This is a genomic window from Klebsiella sp. Q2 (assembly GCF_009900705.1).
Classification (GTDB): Bacteria; Pseudomonadota; Gammaproteobacteria; order Enterobacterales; family Enterobacteriaceae; genus Klebsiella; species Klebsiella quasipneumoniae.
Map to the genome: position 1 here is coordinate 907656 of NZ_JAAABE010000001.1, position 20403 is coordinate 928058.

Below are 20403 nucleotides of genomic sequence, written 5' to 3' on the forward strand. Positions count from 1 at the left end.
GGGGTTTCTCCTGACAATGAACGTTGTTTACGTAGATACATATACTTGTCTATACAAGCATGCGCAAGCCAGGATTTAACAGAAATGATACAATTTTGTTATATTGCGTCAGCAATCACGTTTTGCTGACGCCAGAGTGGATCAGGAGCCAAAGCGGCCCTGCAGACGATAACGGCTGCCGGGGAACAGCAGGCGCGCGTGGGAAACGATATGGGTTGTCGACCAGGTGCGGCGACGGATCAGCAGACAGGGATCGTGGGCGTGAATATGCAGCAGCGCGCACTCTTCCGCTGTGGCCTGCACCGCTTCAACAATATGTTCACCTTCGGTTAACGGGGCGATCAGCGACAGATAATCATGGGGCGTGGTGGCGGTATAATCCTGCTGGAGATAGTTCGGCACCACCGCGGCATTGACGCAGCGATCTTCGATTTGTACCGGCACCTCGTTTTCGTAATGCACCATCAGCGAGTGAAAGATGCGGGTGCCTTCCGCTACGCTGAGCGCCGTCGCCTGAATATGATCCGCCCGGGTCTCCTCCAGCAGCAGCACCTCGCAGCGGTGCTGATGGTGACGGGCAAGAATTTCTTCGGCAATGCTGCGCACCTCAAACAGCGCCGACTGCCCTTTCGGCTCGGCGACAAAGGTCCCCACCCCTTGCAACCTGACCAGCAGGCCTTCATCCGTTAGCTCGCGCAGCGCGCGGTTGATGGTCATCCGGCTGAAGCCGAACTGGGCCACCAGCTCCGCTTCCGAAGGGATACGGTCATGCGGTCGCCAGACGCCGCTGTGAATTTTTTCACCGATAGCCTGCTTCACCTTCTCATAAAAAGGCGCGGGCGCGGAACGGGGTTGCTGTGAAAACATAGCCTGGCTTTCCTTTTGCAAAATGGGCGGCGAAACACCCAGAATATACCGGAATGGCTACTGCCACCAATGGGCGATTTGCCATGCCAGACGGGCCGCCGCGCGGGCGCCCTGACCGTCAATGTCAAACTGCGGGTTGAACTCCACCAGATCCACCGCCTGCAGCTTACCGCTGCGGCACAACGGCTCTACGATGCGCAGCAGGGTCGCCAGCGGCACGCCCAGCGCCGCCGGCGCGGATACCGCCGGCATTTCGCGCGCCGGCAGCACGTCGAGATCGATAGTCAGATACAGACGGTCGAATTGCGCGATATTGCGCTCAAGCTCCGCCAGCACCCGGGTTTCGAAGGCCTCTAATACCTGTAGATCCTCCACAATAGCCACCTCGCGCCGCGCCGCTTCCTCCCAGAGCGCCTGGGTGTTGGCCGCCCGACTGACCCCAATGCAGGTATAGTGAAAACCGCGCTGCTGCGCGTCACACTCCAGCGCCAGCTGGCGGAACGGCGTCCCGGAGCTGGCGCACTCGGCAAAGCGCAGATCCAGATGCGCATCGAGGTTAATAATGCCCACTTTTTCGCCGGGGAAGGCATCCAGTATCCCGGCGCCGTGACCGAAGGCGGTCTCGTGGCCGCCGCCCAGTACCAGCGTGCGTTTGCCGGCGCGCTGGCAGGCGGTCACCGCCTCGCGCAGCGCCTGATGCGCGGCTTCCAGCTGGTCGCCTTCGACGCTAATCGTGCCCATATCCACGCAGCGGTCGTGGCCCTGATGGCTGGCCATATTGGCCAGCGCCCGGCGTAGGGTCGCCGGGCCGTCAGCCGCTCCGGTACGCCCTTTGTTGCGCCGGACGCCTTCGTCACAGGCGAAGCCGAGCAGCGCGATATCGCCGGGCATCTCCTGCGGCGCGAAGCGTTCGGCGCGGGGAATGGTCTGGAACAGACGCAGCGCATTCGGCGCTTCCGCGCTGTCGTCGCGACCTTGCCAAAGGTTAGCGGGGGTAGCTTGCCACAGCATCATTGTAGTTCTCCTCGTACCACACGCTGCCAGAGCGGACTGCGCCCCGGCTCATACACCATCTCGACCGGATGCTCAGCATCCCAGATGGCAAAGTTCGCCACAAAGCCCGCCGCCAGCTGGCCGTGGCTGTTCTGCCGCCCCAGCGCCCGCGCGGCATGGCGCGTCACGCCGGCCCACGTCTCTTCCGGCGTCAGGCCAAATTTGACGCAGGCCATGTTCATCGCCAGATGCAGGCTGGCGAAGGGGCTGGTGCCGGGGTTGAAATCCGTCGCCACCGCCATCGGCACCTGGTACTTGCGCAACAGTTCCACCGGCGGTTTGCGGGTTTCATTGAGGAAGTAGAACGCGCCGGGCAGCAGGGCCGCCACGGTGCCGCTCTCGCGCATCGCCGCCACCCCCTCTTCCGTCAGATATTCGATATGGTCGGCGGACAGTCCGTGATAACGGCTCACCAGCTGCGCGCCGCCCAGCGAAGAGAGCTGCTCAACGTGACCTTTAACCGGGATGCCTAGCGCCTGCGCCGCCTGAAACACCCGCTCGGTTTGCTGCGGGCTGAAACCGACGTTTTCGCAGAAGACGTCGACGCTTTCAAACAGTCCCTCCCGCCACAGCGTCGGCAGGATCGTCTCGCAGACCAGCGTAATATAGCCGTCGGCGTCGCCTTGATATTCCGGCGGCGTGGCGTGGGCAGAGAGCAGCGTCGCCGAAAGCTCGACGCCATTGTCGTCGGCCAGCTGGCGGGCGACCCGCAGCATTTTGCGCTCGTTTTGCAGATCGAGACCGTAGCCGGATTTGATCTCCAGAGTGGTCACCCCTTCACGCAGCAGGCGGGCCAGCCGCGGCTGGGCCAGCGCCAGCAGCTCGGCTTCGCTGCTGTCGCGGGTGGCGCGCACGGTGGCATTAATCCCCCCGCCGCTGGCGCTGATGGTCTGATAGGAGACGCCGTTCAGACGCTGCTCCCACTCCTGGGCCCGGCTGCCGCCGAAGACGAGATGGGTGTGGCAGTCGATTAATCCCGGCGTGACCAGCCGGCCTTCGAGATCGATCCTGCGCCCGCTGGGAAGGTCATCTTCGGCGACGATCGCCGCAATGCGACCGTCGTGGACCAGCAGCGCGTGGCGCTCCAGCAGACCGTACGGTTGAGCGTGATCGGGGTTCAAGGTGGCGAGACGGGCGTTTCGCCAGATAACGAGTTCGGAAGTGGCTTCAGTCATAGCGCTTAACTTGTCATGGGTTGTATAGACATTTATTTTCATAACGTCGGGAATGTCAACAAAAGCGCGACTAAATGTTATTTATTTGTGACTAGGGACCGTCCCGGGAAAGCGTTCATTGCGTAAAGAAGGTAAGTTTTTCAGCCCGCATCTTCCCGTTTCGTTCAAGTTAGTATAAAACAGCAGGTTTTAAAGGACTTATACCCTGGCGTCTCAGCCGGGGTATTTCACTACGCTTAATTTTGCCCGGAGCAACATGAACACATATTCCGTTTCCCGTCTGGCGCTGGCGCTGGCCTTCGGCGTGACGCTGTCCGCCTGTAGCTCGACGCCTGCCGATCAACAGCCCTCAACGCAGACTGCACCGGGCACCACCGCGCGTCCCATTCTGAACGCCGATGAAGCGAAAAACTTTACCCCGGCGGCCTATTTCCAGTCGCTGAACCCCAATGCCGCGGCCTGGACGCCGTCCGCCATCAGCCTGCCGGCGCAGCCTGACTTTATCGTCGGCCCGGCGGGAACCCAGGGCGTGACCCATACTACCGTCCAGGCAGCGGTGGATGCGGCAATTGCCCGCCACTCTAACCGTCGCCTGTTTATCGCCATCATGCCGGGCGAATACCCGGGCACCGTCTACGTTCCGGCGGCGCCGGGCGCCCTGACTCTGTATGGTACCGGCGATAAACCGATTGACGTAAAAATCAGCGAAGCCATTGATTCTGAGATGGATCGCAACACCTGGCGTCGTCTGGTCAATCCGGGTGGCAAATACATGCCGGGCAAACCGGCGTGGTATATGTTCGACAGCTGCCAGAGCAAATCCACCGCCACCGTCGGCGTGATGTGCTCCGCGGTCTTCTGGTCGCAGAATAACGGCCTGCAGCTGCAGAACCTGACCATCGCCAACAACCTTGGCGACAGCGTCGATGCCGGTACCCACCAGGCCGTTGCCCTGCGCAGCGATGGCGACCAGGTGCAGATCGATAAGGTGAACATTCTTGGCCGCCAGAACACCTTCTTCGTGACCAACAGCGGTGTGCAGAACCGTCTGCAGGACAACCGCCAGACTCGCACCCTGGTAACCAACAGCTATATTGAAGGCGACGTGGATATCGTTTCTGGCCGTGGCGCCGTGGTGTTTGATAACACCGACTTCCGCGTGGTGAACTCCCGTACTCAGAAAGAAGCCTATGTCTTCGCGCCGGCCACCCTGAAGAGCGTGACCTACGGCTTCCTGGCGACTAACAGCCGCTTCACCGCCTCCGGGGATAACGTCGCGCAGCTCGGCCGCGCGCTGGATGTTGACGGCAACAGCAACGGTCAGGTCGTGATCCGCGACAGCGCCATCAATGAAGGCTTTAACATCGCCCAGCCGTGGGCGGCAGCGGTAGGCTCCGGCCGTCCGTTCAGCGGCAACACCGGCAGCGCGGATGACAAAGGCAATCTGCAGCGCAACCTCAACGACAACAGCTTCAACCGCATGTGGGAATATAACAACCGCGGCGTGGGAAGCAGCGTGGTCGCCGAGCCGAAACAGTAAAGCGCAACAAGCGTGAAGCATAATAAAAGAGGGGGCGATGCCCCCTCTTTCCTTTTTCGTTCAGCGCTTCACGCCGTCAGGCGGTTCGCCATTTGCGGGTCAGCGGTTTTTCCAGTTCCACGATCAGGAACATGGCGAAGCCGATGATAAAGGTGATCACCCAGTAGCGGAACGGCAGCCCGGTGGTGCCAAACAGCATCTGCATAAACGGCGCATAGATAATCAGCAGCTGCAGCACCAGCAGCACGCCGCTGACGATCCAGATCCCCTTGTTAGCCAGCAGACCTTTGGTTAACGAGAAACCATCCGATACGCGGCAGTTCAGCATATAGAACCACTGGGCGGTGACCAGGGTCTGCAACAGCACGGTACGGATAAACTCCGGCGAATAGCCGCGCGGCTGCAGCCAGGCTTCGAGAATAAAGGCGCTGACTGCAATCATCGACCCCACAAACGCCACGCGCCAGATGGCAAACCCGTCCATGACGTGAATTTTCGGGTCGCGCGGCGGCCGCCGCATAATATTTTTCTCACCGGCTTCAAACGCCAGACCAAACGACAGCGTGGCGGAGGTGGCCATGTTCATCCACAGGATAAGCACCGGCGTCAGCGGCAGCACGTTGCCTGCCAGCAGCGCGATCACGATCAGTAAACCCTGCGCAAGGTTGGTCGGCATGACAAAAAGAATGGTTTTCTTCAGGTTGTCATACACCCGGCGCCCCTCGCGGACCGCGCTGGCGATGGTGGCGAAGTTGTCGTCGGTCAACACCATATCGGCGGCTTCCTTGGTGACTTCGGTTCCCTTGATCCCCATCGCCACGCCGACGTCAGCCTGCTTCAGCGCCGGGGCATCGTTCACCCCGTCTCCGGTCATGCCGACAATCTCTTTCTTGCTCTGCAGAGCCTGCACCAGACGGAACTTATCTTCCGGGCTGGTGCGGGCGAAGATATCGAACTGCTGCGCGGCGACGCTCAGCTGCGCGTCGTCCATCACCTCCAGCTCGCGCCCGGTGATGGCGTTACCCGCATTGCCAATCCCCAACATTTTGCCGATGCTCATCGCCGTTTGCGGATGGTCGCCGGTGATCATCTTCACGCGAATCCCGGCCTGCAGGCAGTCGGCAATCGCCGTGATCGCTTCCGGACGTGGCGGATCCATCATCCCGGCAACCCCTAATAAAATGACCCCCTGCTGCAGATCCTGATGGGTCAGCTCGGTCTGGCCTGCGGCAGCTGGCTTCCAGGCCGCGGCCACCATGCGCAGCCCCTCCCGGGCGTACTCTTCAATTTTGCTTTCCCAGTACGGGAGATCCAGCGGCTGCAGTCCGTTGTCGCTCTGCTGATACTGGCACAGGCGGAACAGAACGTCAGGCGCGCCGGTGACCAGCACCACCTCCTCTTCGCCCAGCCGGTAAAGCGTCGACATGTATTTATATTGCGAATCAAAAGGAATTTTACTACGCAGCTCGCTGGGCTGCGGCGGCAGTGTTATCTTCGCCGCCAGCACCTTCAATGCCCCCTCGGTGGGGCCGCCGGTAATTTTCCACAGCCCGCCTTCCTCTTTGATAAGCTGGCTGTCGTTACACAGATCGATGGTGCGCAGATAGCGCTCAAGAAGCGATCCTGGCGCCACGGCGATCGGCGTCGGGTCGTCGATGGCATGGATTTTACCGACCGGCTCATAGCTGTCCCCTTCCACCCGATAGACGCTGTCCGCGGTGATCACCGCCTTCACCGTCATTTCGTTCATGGTCAGGGTCCCGGTTTTATCCGAGCAGATAACGGTCATCGCACCGAGGGTTTCCACCGTCGGCAGCTTGCGGATAATCGCTTTCTGACGGGCCATCGCCTGCACGCCAAGCGACAGAATAATCGAGATAATCGCCGGCAACCCTTCCGGGACCGACGCCACCGCGAGGCTAATTAACGACAGCATCAGTTCGGAGACCGGCATATCGCGGAACAGCAGGCTAAAGACGAACAGCGCCGCCATCATCACCAGAATGAGGATAAAAATGGCTTTGCCCAGCTTATCCATCTGCACCAGCAGCGGCGTGCGATGTTTCTCAATGCCCGCCATCATCTGGTTGATGTGGCCCAGCTCGGTATCGCCGCCGGTGGCCACCACGATCCCTTTCCCCGCCCCTGAGCTGACGGTGGTCCCGGAAAACACCAGGTTGCTGCGATCGCCGAGCGGCAAATCACCGCTTAGCGGCTCGGTGGTTTTTTCCACCACCGTCGACTCGCCGGTGAGGATCGCCTCTTCCACCCGCAGGTTGTGCGCCTCAATCACCCGTAAATCGGCGGGGATTCGGTCGCCGGCGCGGATCACCACGATATCGCCGGGCACCAGCGAGGTGGTGGGGATGGTTTCATGGTTGCCCTGGCGGATCACCACCGCCTCGCTGGAGAGCATATTGCGGATACTCTGCAGCGATTTTTCCGCATTACTCTCCTGAATGAAGCCGATCAGCGCATTGACCACCGCCACCGCGAGGATCACTGACATGTCGATCCAGTGGCCCATTACCGCCTTGAGCAGCGCCGCCGCCAGCAGGACGTAGATCAGCACATCGTTAAAATGCACAATAAAACGCAGCCAGGCGGGTTTACCCGGCTTCTGCGGCAGGGCGTTTTCGCCATACTGCTGCAGGCGCGTGGCCGCCTCTGTTCCGCTAATCCCGTCCGGCGAACTCTGCACGCTGGCGAGCGTCTCCTCGACGGAGCGCTGATAGTAGGGCGTCCCCGGTTTATCTGTATTCATACTCTCTCCCTCGATTTATGAAGCGGAAGTCAGGACGACATCCCGCCGTCATCAGCGCACAACGAAAACCGGTACATGGGCATAGCGCACGATATTGGCCGCTTCCGAGCCCAGCAGGTGAGTCTGGATCCCCGGATTGCGTGAACCGACAATCACTACGTCCGCTTTTAGCTCATCGGCCAGGGCGATCACTTGATCGCGAACATTGCCACTGCGCACATAAAGATGGCTGGCGTCTTCCGCCAGGCCATTTTTTTTGACCAGCTCGGTCAGTTTTTCCTTAGCGGTAGTAATCAAATGGTCTTCCATCTTTCGGGCATCAGAGATAAATCCACGCGTTAACACCGGAGAGAATGCCGGAATGACATGGACAAGATGAATTTGCCCGGCAGAATGTTGGGCAAGGAATTTTGCATGAGAGAGCGCTTTGTCGGCCAGGCCTGCATCAAAAACGTCAACGGGAACAACGATATTTTTATACATGAGATAATCCTTTTATTACCAATACAATGCGTAGTGATGAATAACCCCATACTTGGGGAGGAACGAAATCTCAACAACAGAAGCGGCGAGCGGAATAGATGTTATTAAACGTAGCACAGGAAAATTAACATTAGAAAATGACGGATTAATAGACTGAAAAATATTATAAAAAGCTCTTATCTCCTGCGAATCTCCTGCCCTTTCCCCAACGATGCCGCCAACGCTCGGGGTATTCACTTTTTTAACACTTCACCTTTTCTCCGACTATGCTGATTACAAGCAGGAGTGCCGCTCCGAATGTCCAGTGGTCACAGCGAGGGCCGAATTAAATGACATTCGCGGTTCGGGTGGGTGTTAAGGGAGAAAATCATGTTTGGTTATAGCCTGTTACGTCTGGGATTCTTTGTCGCGTTGGCCATTGTCGCCTGCACGCTGGTGGGACTATTCACCTATCTGGTTGTCGCCGCCCTCGCCGAATAAGCGTGCGCCGCGTAATAAAAATGTAAAATAAATCCTGAATCTGAGGGGAATACTGTGAACCGTTATTTTTCTCTCATCCCGGTTGTTATTTTATTGACAACCGCTTGCGATCAGAAATCGCCGTCCGTCGAGTCCGCCCCGCGCATGGTCAAGGTGGCGCAGGTGACCGCCGTGGGCAATACCCAGCAGCGAACGTTTCCGGCACGTATCGAGTCTGGCGACTCCACCGAGCTGTCGTTTAAGCGGGGGGGCCAGGTGGAATCGCTGGATATTCGCCAGGGGGCGACCATCGCCCAGGGACAAACGCTGGCGCGCCTGAATGCCCGCGAGGCCCAACAGCGGGTCAATGAGCGACAAACGGCGGCCACCCTCGCCCAGCGTCAGTTCGACCGCTTCCAGACCCTGGCGGGACGTCAGGCCATCTCCCAGGCGGAAATGGACGTGCAGCGCGCCAATCGCGATGCCGCCAACGCGGCCTTAAAAATCGCCCGTGAAGAGCTGGCGCAAATGAGCCTCACCGCGCCCTTCGGCGGGATTGCCGCCGGCGTGCATATCCGCAACCATCAGGTGGTCGCCGCCGGCCAGCCGGTGATCACCCTGACGCGGACCGACCTGCTGGATGTAGTCTTCAGCATTCCCGAAAATCTGTTCACCTCCCTGGATATCCGTAATACCGCCTACCGTCCCGTCGTCAGGATCAATACCCTGCCGGGCCGCGAATTTACGGCGGAATACAAAGAGCATACCGGCAGCAGCGATAACAGCACCCTCACCTGGCAGATCATTTTAACCATGCCGCGGCCGGATGATTTTCCCACCGTCGGCGGGGTTAGCGGCACCGTGACGGTCAACCTCGGCAATTTACCGGCCAGCGCCGGAAGGGAAACCCTCGTGGTGCCAGTGGAGGCGGTGTTTAACCCGGATAACCGGCCGAAGAATGAACCCATCGTCTGGGTGGTGAAAGGGGACAATGCGCATCGGTTTCTTGAAGAGCGCAAAGTCACCGTCGGCGAGGTGACCGCGCAGGGAGTGACTATCACCGACGGTCTCCACGCGGGTGAGCAGGTGGTCGCGGCGGGCGTGAGCGAGCTGCATGCCGGGCAGCCGGTGCGGATCTGGACGCGTGAACGAGGATTATAAATGGACATTTCCCGTCAGTTTATTAATAACCCGACCCGCGTCTGGTTAGCCATTCTGCTGCTGGGGGTGGGGGGTCTGTTCGCCCTGCTCAATATCGGCCGTCTGGAAGATCCTGCCTTCACCATTAAAACGGCGGTGATCGTCACCCACTACCCTGGCGCGTCCGCTCAGCAGGTGGAGGAGGAGGTGACCCTGCCGCTGGAAAATGCGATTCAGCAGCTTCCCTCACTGGATAACGTCAGCTCCATCTCCTCAAATGGCTTATCGCAAATTACGGTGAATATCGCTTCGCAGTACCATTCCAGCGAGCTGCCGCAAATCTGGGATGAGCTACGTCGCCGCGTCGGTGACGCCAGCCGACTTTTCCCGCCTGGCGTCGTGACCCCTTTCGTCAATGACGACTTTGGCGATGTGTTTGGCTTTTTCTTCGCCATCTCGGGCGACAGTTTTACCAACCCCGAACTGGTGCGCTATGCCGAACAGCTGCGTCGGGAGCTGGTGCTGGTTCCTGGGGTCGGTAAAGTCGCTATCGGCGGCGTCATTCCGCAACAGATCAATGTTGATATCTCGCTGGCGAAGATGGCGGCGCGCGGGATCACGCTCAACCAGCTCGCCGCTATCCTGACCCGGCTCAACGTGGTGTCCAGCGCCGGAGAGATCCGCGTTGGCAGCGAATCGATCCGCCTTCACCCCACCGGGGAGTTTCAGAGCATCGATGAGCTGGGGGATCTGCTGGTCAGCCCTCACGGCGCCAGCGCCACCACCCGACTGCGGGATATTGCCACACTGTCGCGCGGGCTGACCGACTCGCCGTCCAGTATCTATCATGCCAACGGCCGCCAGGCGGTGACCATGGGGGTCTCTTTTATTCCTGGCGTCAACGTCATTGACGTCGGGCACGCCCTTGAAGCCCGCCTCCAGCAGATGGCCGCCGACAAACCGGCGGGGATCGACATCGCCATTTTTTACGATCAAGCGGTAGAGGTCGCCCACTCGGTCAATGGCTTTATTACCAACTTCCTGATGGCCCTGGCGATCGTGGTCGGCGTGCTGCTGGTGTTCATGGGGGTGCGCAGCGGGATCATTATCGCCCTATCGCTGGCGCTCAACGTTCTCGGCACCCTGCTTATCATGTATATCTGGGGGATAGAGTTACAGCGGATCTCCCTCGGGGCGCTGATCATCGCCCTGAGTATGCTGGTGGACAATGCCATCGTTATTGTCGAAGGGGTGCTGATCGCCCGCCAGCAAGGTTCGCCGCTGCTGGGCGCCATTAACTATGTAATCCGCCGCTCCGCCCTGCCGCTGCTCGGCGCCACGATCATCGCCATCCTCGCCTTCGCGCCGATTGGCCTCTCGCAGGACTCCACCGGGGAGTATTGCAAATCCCTGTTCCAGGTGCTGCTGATCTCGCTGATGCTAAGCTGGTTCTCCGCCCTGACCATCACGCCGGTACTCATTAAGTGGTGGTTGTTTAAACACGCCCCGTCGGCCGCCGCGTCGGCGGAAAAAGCCGATCCATACCGCGGCCGCTTTTATCGCGGCTATCAGCAGACGCTGCGAATACTGCTGCAGCAAAAGACCGTGACCCTGGTGCTGATGGGCGCCCTGCTGGCCGCGGCTATCTGGGGCTTCACCTTCGTTCGGCAGAATTTCTTTCCGTCATCGAATACGCCCATTTTCTTTGTCGACCTGTGGCTCCCCTACGGTACCGATATTAACGCCACCGAGCAGATGACCCGCGATATTGAGCGGTCGATCGCCGGCCAGCCGGGGGTAGTCACCACCGTCGCCACCATTGGCCAGGGCAGTATGCGTTTTATTCTTACCTACAGCGGCCAGCGGCAGTACAGCAACTACGCGCAAATTATGGTGCGGATGGACGACCAGCGCGGCATCGCCCCCGTCACCCGCCACGTGGAAGCCTGGATCGCCAGAAACTACCCGCAGGTGAACGCCAGCACTAAACGCATTATGTTCGGCCCCTCCGGGGATAGCGCAATTGAAGTGCGCATTAAGGGCCCTGACCCGGATACGCTGCGCGCGCTGGCCAGTCAGGTGAGCGATATTCTCGCCGAAGATCCGGCCACCGACAGCGTGCGTAACGACTGGCAGAACCGCAGCAAGGTGATCCGCCCGCAGTACTCCCCGGCGCTGGGGCGCGAGCTGGGGGTGGATAAACAGGACATTGATCATGCGCTGGAGATGAATTTCTCCGGCAGTCGCGCCGGGTTATATCGCGAGGGCGCCGATCTGCTGCCGGTGATCGTCCGGCCGCCGGCAACGGAGCGACAGGATGCCAACCACCTGAATAACGTGCTGGTCTGGAGCCAGAGCCGCCAGCAGTATATCCCGTTGAGTAACGTCATCCATGGCTTCTCACTGGAGTGGGAAGATCCATTGATTCTCCGCCGGGATCGCACCCGGGTGCTGACGGTCCAGACCGACCCCAGTCCGCAAAGCGGCCAAACCTCGGGTGATATTCTCGCCCGGGTGAAACCACGCATTGACGCATTGACGCTGCCGCATGGCTACCGTATCGAATGGGGCGGCGATGCGGAGAATTCCAGTGAGGCGCAGCAAGGGCTGTTCACGACCCTACCGCTTGGCTATCTGGTGATGTTTATCATTACGGTGCTGATGTTCAGTTCGCTAAAAAACGCCGTCGCCATCTGGCTGACCGTCCCGCTGGCGCTGATCGGCGTCACGCCCGGCTTTTTGCTGACTGGCATCCCCTTCGGCTTTATGGCTTTAATCGGCCTTCTCAGCCTCAGCGGCATGCTGATCCGCAACGGCATTGTGCTGGTGGAAGAGATAGAGCAACAAAAACAAGAGAAAGATCAACGACAAGCGATCATTGATGCGGCAACATCCCGTCTGCGGCCAATCCTGCTGACCGCCTTCACCACCGTGCTTGGCCTTGCCCCGCTGCTGCGCGATGTTTTTTTCCAGAGTATGGCGGTGGTGATTATGTTCGGTCTGGCCTTCGCCACCGTGCTGACGCTGCTGGTTCTGCCGGTGATTTACGCCTGCTTTCACCATAAGGATATGACGCCTCAACGATGAACAGTACCGGTCTGAGCATTATTAAGACACTCGGCTGTATGACAGCGGTGACTTTTTTCACCATCTATAACACCTGGGATCGCTTTGATTATGACTATCACTGGATCCTCGGGCTGCTGACCTTCGTCTCGACCATCGCCACGCCGCTGTTTTTTGTGGTAGCCGGCTATCTTGATGCGCAGACGCGTCACGACGCCAACTGGCAAATTGGCAAAATTAAAAGCGTGGTGATCGTCTTTCTGTTTTGGATGACGGTCTATTATGTCTGGGAGCCTTATCAGCGCGGCTACCTGATCCAGCCCTGGTTTATTTTCGCCCTGATCGTCATCTATACCTTCCATCCCCTGATTGCCTGGCTCAGTCAGCGGCGCGGCCTGTTTTTCACCGTGGTCCTGACGCTGCTGTGCTGCTCTTATGGTTACGACCTGCTCTCAGTGCTCTATCCGGAAAGACATCTTTTCAGCCTGGCGCCGCAGTATCGTCTGTGGACATGGCTACTTTTTTATTTAACCGGGCAGTTGTTTAACGATCCGCGAGTCACGGAGTGGATACGCGACCCGCGGGTCATTAAAGGTTCGATTATCGCCCTGCCCTTTGTCTATTTATTTACCTGGTTTTATGAGCGCCACTTTTTCTTCGCGCTGTTTAAAGCCGATCGCAATGCGTTCATTCTCACGGGGTCGCAGATTTATATTCTGATCGTCCTGCTGGTGATCGCCGCTAACGCCGTGCAGTTTAAAAAGAACCGCGAACTGAAGGAGGCGGTGCTGGCGACGGTTAGCAAAGCGATGACCGGGGTCTATATTCTGCACTACTCCGTTTTTCACCTGCTGGTGATGCTGATCCCTATACACTCGTTAGCCACCAAGCTGGGAGTGATTGCGCTAACGTTTGTCCTGTCGGTGCTCATTTCCCTTGCGGCGCTCTCCAGTACGCTGCTCAAGAAGGTGATAACCCTGTAACCGACAACGCGGCGATTTAGCGGAAGCTCCACTGAATGCTGATCACAAACACGCTGGGAATAATGATGCCACTCTCAAGAGCGAAATAGTCGGTAAAGTTGTACTGGATGGCATGGTAAATATAAGGTGAAAAGCCGATCCCGGTGGCATCCTTAAAATCTTTATAGGAGCCATGATCGCCGCAATGCTCGAAGGCGTCGAAGAAGAATTCGCCGGTATAGCCGTAAATGCCTTTGAAGGTCCATCCGCTGCCGTTGTGGTACCAGTCTCTTCTCACGCCCAGCGCCAGGCAGCGATCGTCGAAGCTATTATTCATAGTGCCAATCAGCAGACTGTATTTCGAGTCTTCTGAGAATTTACGTTCCACTGAGAAAAAGTGGTTTTCGAAATTCTCAGTATATTGCCCATGGTTATTGGTCAAATGGTAAACATAGGAACCGGTATTCATCGAATAGAGGTTAATCTCTTTCGCCTGCGCGAGAGTCGCTAACCCGGCCAGGAGCATTACGGTTCTACCGCGCATTTTCCCTCCTCAGTCTTCAAGGCCTGTCCCTGGACAGATAGCTTCTGCCATATTTATCCGTCGGGACAAGGGGAAAAGCCCGAGAGGGAAATGGGGGAAAGATAACGATGCCCAACCGCCACATCGTTATTAAAAAGCGTAGCACACCCCTTATCCGCCAACAAACTGAGCAAACCGACAACGAAATGACCGATGTGTTTCCCTTTACCTAATTGTGCAAAAAAAAGACAAAACCTCACCTGCTTTTCGTTATGATTAGCGTCCGACGCGGAAGAAAGCCACCTGTCGACGACAGAGTTGCTGTGTACCCCTTCCTGCGTCGGCGCTATTTCATCCAGCACGCCGGTCAAAACATCACCTTCTCATTATCGTCAGCCTCTTCCCGCCAGTTTTACAAAGGTATCTTGCACAAACCGGATTTTATGTACAAGTAATGCAAACAACAAAATTCTTTAAAATCAATTAATTAATACAAAATACAAAAATAAGTCGTTCCGTTGTACATATAGTCCTGAAAAAAGTTGTACATAGCAGAATCACCGTCTATAGTTTTGGAGTGTTAACTGCTTGTTGCGCAACGAAGCGGGGATGTTTAACGGTGGCGCGGCAAGTCAGGCGGTGGTTCCTGGTTTTGCATTTCCTGTTCGTGACTTAGCGCGTACCAATGGTACGTAGCGACTTTTATTGTCAGTTTGCGTTATACGTGGGAGAGTTCGAGCTATGCATATTAAAAATACCATTCCAGCAGAGTTTGTCTTCAATTCGGCCCTGATGAAGAATATTGAAAATACGCTCATTAAGCAGCACAGAACGATAAATAATGAGCGGATGATTACGGAAATCCAGCATCGCCTGCAAACGGAAAGTAATGAAATACTTTCCGACCTCTATTTGCAGGCGCTGGATATGCTGTCCAGCAAACCTCATCATTAATTAACCCCGCGGAGCTGGCAGCAGGCTCACCCCTGCGGTGCCGGCACGCCTGGGTCTCTATCGGCTAACTGAGGCAAATAAAATGTCACACCATAATACCTGCTATCGTACTGAACATTACGATCTGTGGTTTGATAATCGTTTTCTTCTCTACGGGATGTCGCTGATCCTGAATAGTCTGCCGGCATCTTACTTTCGCAAAAAACATGTTTTCTTTACCAGCGACAATTATTTTGCAGTACTGCAGCACAACTATAACCGTCGGGATACGTTATTTATTCTGTTAACCGAAGGCAACGATCTTAATTTTCTGAGTGAACTGCCTATGCTGCGCTTACCGGCCAATTCAACGCCGGAAGAGTTAAAGATATTTCTGCACCAGCCCACCCGCTACTATAAAACCCACCCGGCGCCGGGCGCCTCGGTGCAGTTTACCGAGCGGGAAAAGAAAGTGATTCAACTTATCAGCAATGGCGAAGCGGTCGCCAGCATTGGCCGGTCGCTGAATCTGCATATTAAAACCATTTATCAGATCCGGCTGAATCTGATTAAAAAGCTCGGCTGTAGCGGTAGGACCGATTTTTTTAATATCAGCCGCAGCGAAACCTTTAAATCCTGGAGCCAGATCCACCTGTAACCCGGCGCGTTAGCCCCGGTCTGCTTTGCGGATCGGGGCGATTAATTATTACCGTGAAAATGGATGCTGAAGCCCTGCTCTTGCCAGTGGCTGAGCAGCTCTTCCTGCAGAGGGGTGGCAGCGCGTCCGGTCCAGACGAAGATATGCTGGCCGGGAAACAGCTCGGGCCGCGGCGACTCCAGCGGTTCGGCGAGGACGTTGACGTGCCAGCCACGCTGGGAAAGACGCCATGCTTCCAGCCACAGACGGGTCCTGTCCTCATTGCTCCAGCCCACCAGCAGCGTCTCCCTGCCGTTCTTCTTACGCGCTTCGGCAAGAAACAGCGCCACGCAGTCAATCAACAGACCATCCAGCATACTGCTAATCACCAGCGAGGTATTCTGATCGAGCTTCAGACGCTGACGTACCGGCACTAACAGGCTATCGATGAGCGTGTCGACGGGGTGTTGATGGCTTAGCGCCATTAATTTGGCACGGATTCTGGCAGGCTGCATATAACGCAGAATGGACATCATCTCTTCCTGAAGATGCGCGGATTCGTCGCGCGCCGCCGGCAGGTTATCCTCCAGCAGCGCTTTAACTTTCCCTACTGATACACCACGCTCTATCCAGCGCTTGATCTCTTCAATGCGCAGGATATCTTCTTCATCAAATTGTCGATGCCCGCCTTCGCTACGCTGCGGCTTCAGTAGCCCGTAACGACGCTGCCAGGCGCGCAGGGTGACCGGATTGATTCCGCAACGTTCGGCGACTTCACCGATACTGTAAAACGCCATAGCAGCCTCACATCAACCTGATACTTTAATACCTAAACTAACGAATTCAGGCATCCTGTACAACTCTATTTTCTTGTACAGATAAAGATATCAGGTTGTGGCTCACAGCGCTTGGGAAAAAGATGAAAAAATAATTAGCTGATTTCGAGATGGATCATTTTTTCTCTGGCCAGGCGACGGCAGGCAAGCCCCCCAGGCGCGCGCTGGCGAACAAATTCCCCTGAAACTGTGAAATACCGGCTGATTCCAGCCACATCCACTCTTCAGCGCGCTCAACGCCGACGGCTGAGACCGCAATCTCCAGTGAAAAACAGCATTTGATAATCGCCTGTACAATCGACTGGCGCGGCCCATCCTGGTGGATATTGCGGATCAGCTCATGGTCGATTTTAATTCTGTCGGGCTGGTATTGCGCCAGCAGTGACAGCCCCGCAAACCCGGCGCCGAAGTGATCGATGGCGAGATTGATGCCCGCCCCCTTTAGCTTTCGCACCGCATCGGTAAAATCATCCATCCGCGAAATCACTTCCCGCTCGGTAAACTCGACAATAATCTGCTCAGGAATAAGATCATTACGCTGAATTTGATCGAGCAGGAAACCCACCGCGTTCGGCGCTTTAACCAGCGTCATCGGTAGTAGATTAATACTTAACGCCTTATTACGTAAGCCTAATTTCCCTGCCAGCGACAGCGCCACCCGTTTACTGTGCAGATCGGCGAGATAAATGTCGTCCCCGGAAAGCCCGGCAAAATAGGCGCCAGGCGACTGGCCGTCCGGTGCGCGTAACAGCGCTTCCCACGAAATAATTTCGCAGGCGAAAGGGTCGACGATCGGCTGGAAGGCAAAGGACCAGCTTTCCTTATTATCAATTATCGGGGTATCAGGATAGAAAGTATTCTGATCGGGGATGAATACCCAGCTGTCAGCGGAAGGAATCTCAAAATAGTTCGCTTTTTCCGTTGATTCGACGAAGGTGCGGAAAAATTGCAGTGCCCGGTCGTCATAGGTGAGCTGATATTTTGAGGTCCCGCGGTCCATCACCGTCTGCAGCACTTCCTCGCGATCATGTTCGCGTAAATCAAACAGTTCCATGCCGACATTACCGAAACGGCGGGACGGCGCATAGTCGCACAGAAGCTCCACCAGGTTATAGTGGCGGGGATCGCGGCAAATATGCTGATAAATATCCCGAACCTTTTCTTCAGGCCCCTCAATGAGTTGAAAAAAATGCGTCCCGTTAAAAAGTAAAATACCGGTGACGTCCGCCTGCCCATTTCTTTCGTTTGCCCTGGCGACCATGGCCTCGATCGATTTGAATGAGACATTGTCGCAGATATGGCTGCGATAAATGATGGTGGTTAGCATAGTGATTCCAGATGGGAGGGTAAGCATTCACAGTAGCAGTTATCAGGCTAATCGTCTTGTAAAACTAGGTTTTGTCTTAACAAAAAAGATACACTAAAAATCCCTTTTTTGTGCAAGGCTTTTTCATTTTTCTTTTCTTGTACAACATGCAACGCTAAACCCTACCTTCACAAGCCAGAAACACACTAAACATAAAAAATTAACCGATTATAAATCAAAATGTTAACACGTTTTGAATCATTTCTGTGCAACTTTGTGTGTACAGGTTAGTAAATATTGTATAAGTTTAATGGCAGTTAACAGATGAATGAAATGAAAGGAGCACATATGCAGCAGAATGGTTACATTCCAGATACAGCGAACGCAATTGCCCAGTATTTCAACAAAGCATCGTTACCTTCCCAGCAGGAAACGCTGGGTCAGATTGTGATGGATATTCTCAACGAAGGGCGTCATCTCAACCGCAAAGCGCTGTGCACCAAACTGTTGAGCCGCCTCGACCGCGCCCGTGCCCCCGAGGAAGAGAGTCACTATCAGACCTTAATTGGTCTGCTGTTTGCCGGTCAGGAATAACGTCATCGATCGTCGCCTGTTGCGCCGCAGTAGCAGATGAGGGGCGATCGCTTCCACAAACCTTCTGCTGACCTGAATGCCCGTTCGCAGATTCAGGGAGAGAGTGGCATGCAGAGAGACGGTTATGAATAGCAGTGAAACTGAGGAAATCACCGATGAGATCATCGGCGAGGCGGTGCTCGCGCTTCTGAAAACGAATCGCCCGATTACCACTCCGACCCTGCTGGTTCGACTTCGGTTGATGCAGGCGACAGAGTCAGACCGACAGCGAAGAAAGCTCATCGCTGCCGTGATCGAAGAAATTTGCGCGAAGCTTGCCCGTCAGCGCAAGCAAGCGCCTTTGCAGGTAAAGAAAATCAATGGCCGTTGGGAAACCCGAGGTTCGCCGACACAAAGCGCCATGGCGCTGGAAGGTAAAAAGATCCACTGAGTCTCCCAACCATGGTGAATAACACAGAGTGAGAATGTGATGAGACAGACTATGCATCAGCAACCCGATATTTACGCAGGACTGCAGGACACCGCGCTCTCCGACTATTTCCGTAACGCCGGTGATAAGCTGGTTGATGAGTCCGCCGTGATGTCGCTGGCCATCAACAGTATTCTCCAGTCCGAGGGTCACCTGAACAATAAGGCCATTATTTTATGGCTGATTCAGGCGCTGGAAAGCACCGATGACGTGGTGACCGCTGACGTGATCCGTAAAACGCTGGAGATTGTCGTCGGCTACACCATGGACGATATCTAAGGTTTTCACGCTTCAGGTCTACCAGGGCAACACCTTCCCTACAGAGCCTGTCCGCTCTGATCAAAAAAACCTCGCTCACGCGAGGTTTTTTCTTTTACCGCCTGACGGATCAGTGAGCGTTGACCACCACCCACATCGGTCCCTGCCCAACCGCATAGCGGCCTTTCTCCTGCAGCAGCCCCTGCTCGCCGGTAATTTCGTACACCGCGATATGGTGCGACTTCTGCCCGGCGGCAATCAGATACTTACCGCTGTGATCGAGATTAAAGCCGCGCGGCTGGGTCTCGGTCGGCTGATAGCCTTCCACCGCCAGCACGCTACCATCTTCCGACACGCTGAACACCGTGATGATGCTGGCGGTACGATCGCAGGCGTACAAATGACGCCCGTCCGGAGTGATATGAATATCCGCCGCCCAGCGCACGCCGGTGAAATCAGGCGGCATCATATCCAGAGTTTGTACACATTCGATGTTGCCATTCGGGTCTTTCAGCTCCCAAACGTCAACGGAGCTGTTGAGTTCATTGACGCAATAACCATACTGCTGGTTCGGATGGAACACCATGTGGCGCGGACCCGCCCCCTCGACGGTGGTGACTTCCGCTGGCTCCTGGGCGGAGAGGAAACCATCTTCGCTGAGGGTAAACAGGCAGATGCGATCCTGCTTCAGCGCCGGCACCCACAGGGTACGGTTGTCCGGGGAGATATTGGCCGAGTGGCAGCCTTCCAGCCCTTCCACCACGGTGATAGTTTCACCCGGCAGGCCATCCTGCAGCGGGGTCACGCTGACGCAGCCCTGATTGTAGGAGGCGCTGAAGACAAAGCGGCCATGATGATCGGTAGAAATGTGGGTCGGGCTGCCCGGCAGCGCCGCTTCTCCCGCAAAGGTCAACGCCCCGTTATCCGGCGTGATGCGATAAGCTAACACGCGAAACTCCGGACGAACGCCAACGTACAGATACTCCTTATTGGGACTGACCACCATCGGCTGGACCTGACCCGGGGCATCAACCACCTGCACCAGCGTCAGTTTGCCGTCCGCTTCAAGACTCCAGACGTGGATTTGTTGGCTTTCCGGGCTGGCGGTATAAACGGTTTGTTTCATGACTACTCCTTCCCTCACTGCACGTGGATTTTTCATTTTCAGGATAACAGCACCCTGAAAATTATAAGACATCCGCCCATGATACTCGCATCGCCGACCGAATTACCGACGGAAGGCGGCACAAAGGGCATACAGACATTCACGGCAGATGTGGAAAAATTGGTCCTGACGCCACGGCGGTGTACCATCATGGCCAGGTACTTTTCAACATC

At 56.3% G+C, this 20403-nt stretch carries 19 protein-coding genes; 9 read left to right on the forward strand and 10 right to left on the reverse strand.

All coding sequences use genetic code 11. The features are described from left to right. Positions 1 to 141: 141 nt before the first annotated feature. The 3 genes from GT756_RS04490 to hutI are packed head-to-tail and all read right to left on the reverse strand — an operon-like array spanning position 142 to position 3137. Positions 142 to 867: a histidine utilization repressor gene (locus tag GT756_RS04490; RefSeq protein WP_017899626.1), complete on the reverse strand. Its 726-nt coding sequence runs from the start codon at positions 865 to 867 to the stop codon at positions 142 to 144. A gap of 57 nt (positions 868 to 924) precedes the next feature. Further along, a complete protein-coding gene (hutG, locus tag GT756_RS04495; protein WP_023320005.1) occupies positions 925 to 1881 on the reverse strand; it encodes a formimidoylglutamase in 957 nt (318 codons plus the stop codon). Then, positions 1878 to 3137, reverse strand: a complete 1260-nt coding sequence (hutI, locus tag GT756_RS04500) for an imidazolonepropionase (RefSeq protein ID WP_174562421.1) — start codon at positions 3135 to 3137, stop codon at positions 1878 to 1880. Before hutI ends, hutG begins: the two co-directional genes overlap by 4 nt. A gap of 214 nt (positions 3138 to 3351) precedes the next feature. On the opposite strand from hutI, the gene GT756_RS04505 reads away from it, so the two are divergent. Further along, on the forward strand, positions 3352 to 4635 hold the full coding sequence (locus tag GT756_RS04505) for a putative acyl-CoA thioester hydrolase (protein WP_004886081.1): 1284 nt from the start codon (positions 3352 to 3354) through the stop codon (positions 4633 to 4635). 76 nt (positions 4636 to 4711) lie between these two features. Here GT756_RS04505 and GT756_RS04510 read toward each other — a convergent pair whose 3' ends face one another. Beyond that, positions 4712 to 7399 carry a cation-transporting P-type ATPase gene (locus GT756_RS04510; protein WP_160124571.1) on the reverse strand — a complete coding sequence of 896 codons (2688 nt, stop codon included), beginning with the start codon at positions 7397 to 7399 and terminating at the stop codon, positions 4712 to 4714. 51 nt (positions 7400 to 7450) lie between these two features. After that, positions 7451 to 7882: a universal stress protein gene (locus GT756_RS04515; protein WP_004886076.1), complete on the reverse strand. Its 432-nt coding sequence runs from the start codon at positions 7880 to 7882 to the stop codon at positions 7451 to 7453. A 534-nt stretch (positions 7883 to 8416) separates the two neighbouring features. Here GT756_RS04515 and GT756_RS04520 point away from each other — a divergent pair. Genes GT756_RS04520 through GT756_RS04530 form a run of 3 tightly spaced genes read left to right on the forward strand, consistent with a single transcriptional unit; the run spans position 8417 to position 13530 of the window. Then, a complete protein-coding gene (locus GT756_RS04520) occupies positions 8417 to 9502 on the forward strand; it encodes an efflux RND transporter periplasmic adaptor subunit (RefSeq protein ID WP_004886070.1) in 1086 nt (361 codons plus the stop codon). Further along, the gene (locus GT756_RS04525) at positions 9503 to 12568 is read left to right on the forward strand and encodes an efflux RND transporter permease subunit (protein ID WP_160124572.1); all 3066 of its coding nucleotides are present in this window, start codon (positions 9503 to 9505) and stop codon (positions 12566 to 12568) included. It begins immediately after the preceding gene. 38 nt (positions 12569 to 12606) lie between these two features. Continuing rightward, entirely contained in the window at positions 12607 to 13530 is a 924-nt protein-coding gene (locus GT756_RS04530; protein WP_074186554.1) for an acyltransferase, read from the forward strand. A 16-nt stretch (positions 13531 to 13546) separates the two neighbouring features. Here GT756_RS04530 and GT756_RS04535 read toward each other — a convergent pair whose 3' ends face one another. Then, positions 13547 to 14053 (reverse strand): hypothetical protein, encoded by a 507-nt coding sequence (locus GT756_RS04535; protein WP_017899621.1) that lies wholly within the window; start codon positions 14051 to 14053, stop codon positions 13547 to 13549. A gap of 53 nt (positions 14054 to 14106) precedes the next feature. Continuing rightward, positions 14107 to 14403: a hypothetical protein gene (locus GT756_RS25775; protein ID WP_165455318.1), complete on the reverse strand. Its 297-nt coding sequence runs from the start codon at positions 14401 to 14403 to the stop codon at positions 14107 to 14109. 370 nt (positions 14404 to 14773) lie between these two features. On the opposite strand from GT756_RS25775, the gene GT756_RS04540 reads away from it, so the two are divergent. Further along, complete coding sequence (locus tag GT756_RS04540) at positions 14774 to 14986, forward strand: biofilm development regulator YmgB/AriR family protein (RefSeq protein ID WP_004886058.1); 213 nt, start codon at positions 14774 to 14776, stop codon at positions 14984 to 14986. Positions 14987 to 15068: 82 nt separating this feature from the next. Next, a complete protein-coding gene (locus GT756_RS04545) occupies positions 15069 to 15623 on the forward strand; it encodes a helix-turn-helix transcriptional regulator (RefSeq protein WP_017899620.1) in 555 nt (184 codons plus the stop codon). A gap of 41 nt (positions 15624 to 15664) precedes the next feature. Here GT756_RS04545 and GT756_RS04550 read toward each other — a convergent pair whose 3' ends face one another. Further along, positions 15665 to 16399, reverse strand: a complete 735-nt coding sequence (locus GT756_RS04550) for a MerR family transcriptional regulator (RefSeq protein ID WP_017899619.1) — start codon at positions 16397 to 16399, stop codon at positions 15665 to 15667. Positions 16400 to 16553: 154 nt separating this feature from the next. Next, the gene (locus GT756_RS04555; protein ID WP_004886055.1) at positions 16554 to 17765 is read right to left on the reverse strand and encodes a diguanylate phosphodiesterase; all 1212 of its coding nucleotides are present in this window, start codon (positions 17763 to 17765) and stop codon (positions 16554 to 16556) included. Positions 17766 to 18092: 327 nt separating this feature from the next. Between GT756_RS04555 and ycgZ the strand changes: the two genes are divergently transcribed. The 3 genes from ycgZ to GT756_RS04570 all read left to right on the forward strand — a co-directional run bounded on the left by ycgZ (position 18093) and on the right by GT756_RS04570 (position 19086). Further along, on the forward strand, positions 18093 to 18338 hold the full coding sequence (gene ycgZ / locus GT756_RS04560) for a regulatory protein YcgZ (protein WP_004151693.1): 246 nt from the start codon (positions 18093 to 18095) through the stop codon (positions 18336 to 18338). Positions 18339 to 18462: 124 nt separating this feature from the next. Next, positions 18463 to 18768 (forward strand): hypothetical protein, encoded by a 306-nt coding sequence (locus tag GT756_RS04565; protein WP_017899616.1) that lies wholly within the window; start codon positions 18463 to 18465, stop codon positions 18766 to 18768. A gap of 51 nt (positions 18769 to 18819) precedes the next feature. Then, a complete protein-coding gene (locus GT756_RS04570) occupies positions 18820 to 19086 on the forward strand; it encodes a biofilm development regulator YmgB/AriR family protein (RefSeq protein WP_004886050.1) in 267 nt (88 codons plus the stop codon). Positions 19087 to 19195: 109 nt separating this feature from the next. On the opposite strand, the gene pgl is transcribed toward GT756_RS04570, so the two are convergent. After that, the gene (gene pgl, locus GT756_RS04575) at positions 19196 to 20191 is read right to left on the reverse strand and encodes a 6-phosphogluconolactonase (RefSeq protein ID WP_049004305.1); all 996 of its coding nucleotides are present in this window, start codon (positions 20189 to 20191) and stop codon (positions 19196 to 19198) included. Positions 20192 to 20403 lie beyond the last annotated feature (212 nt).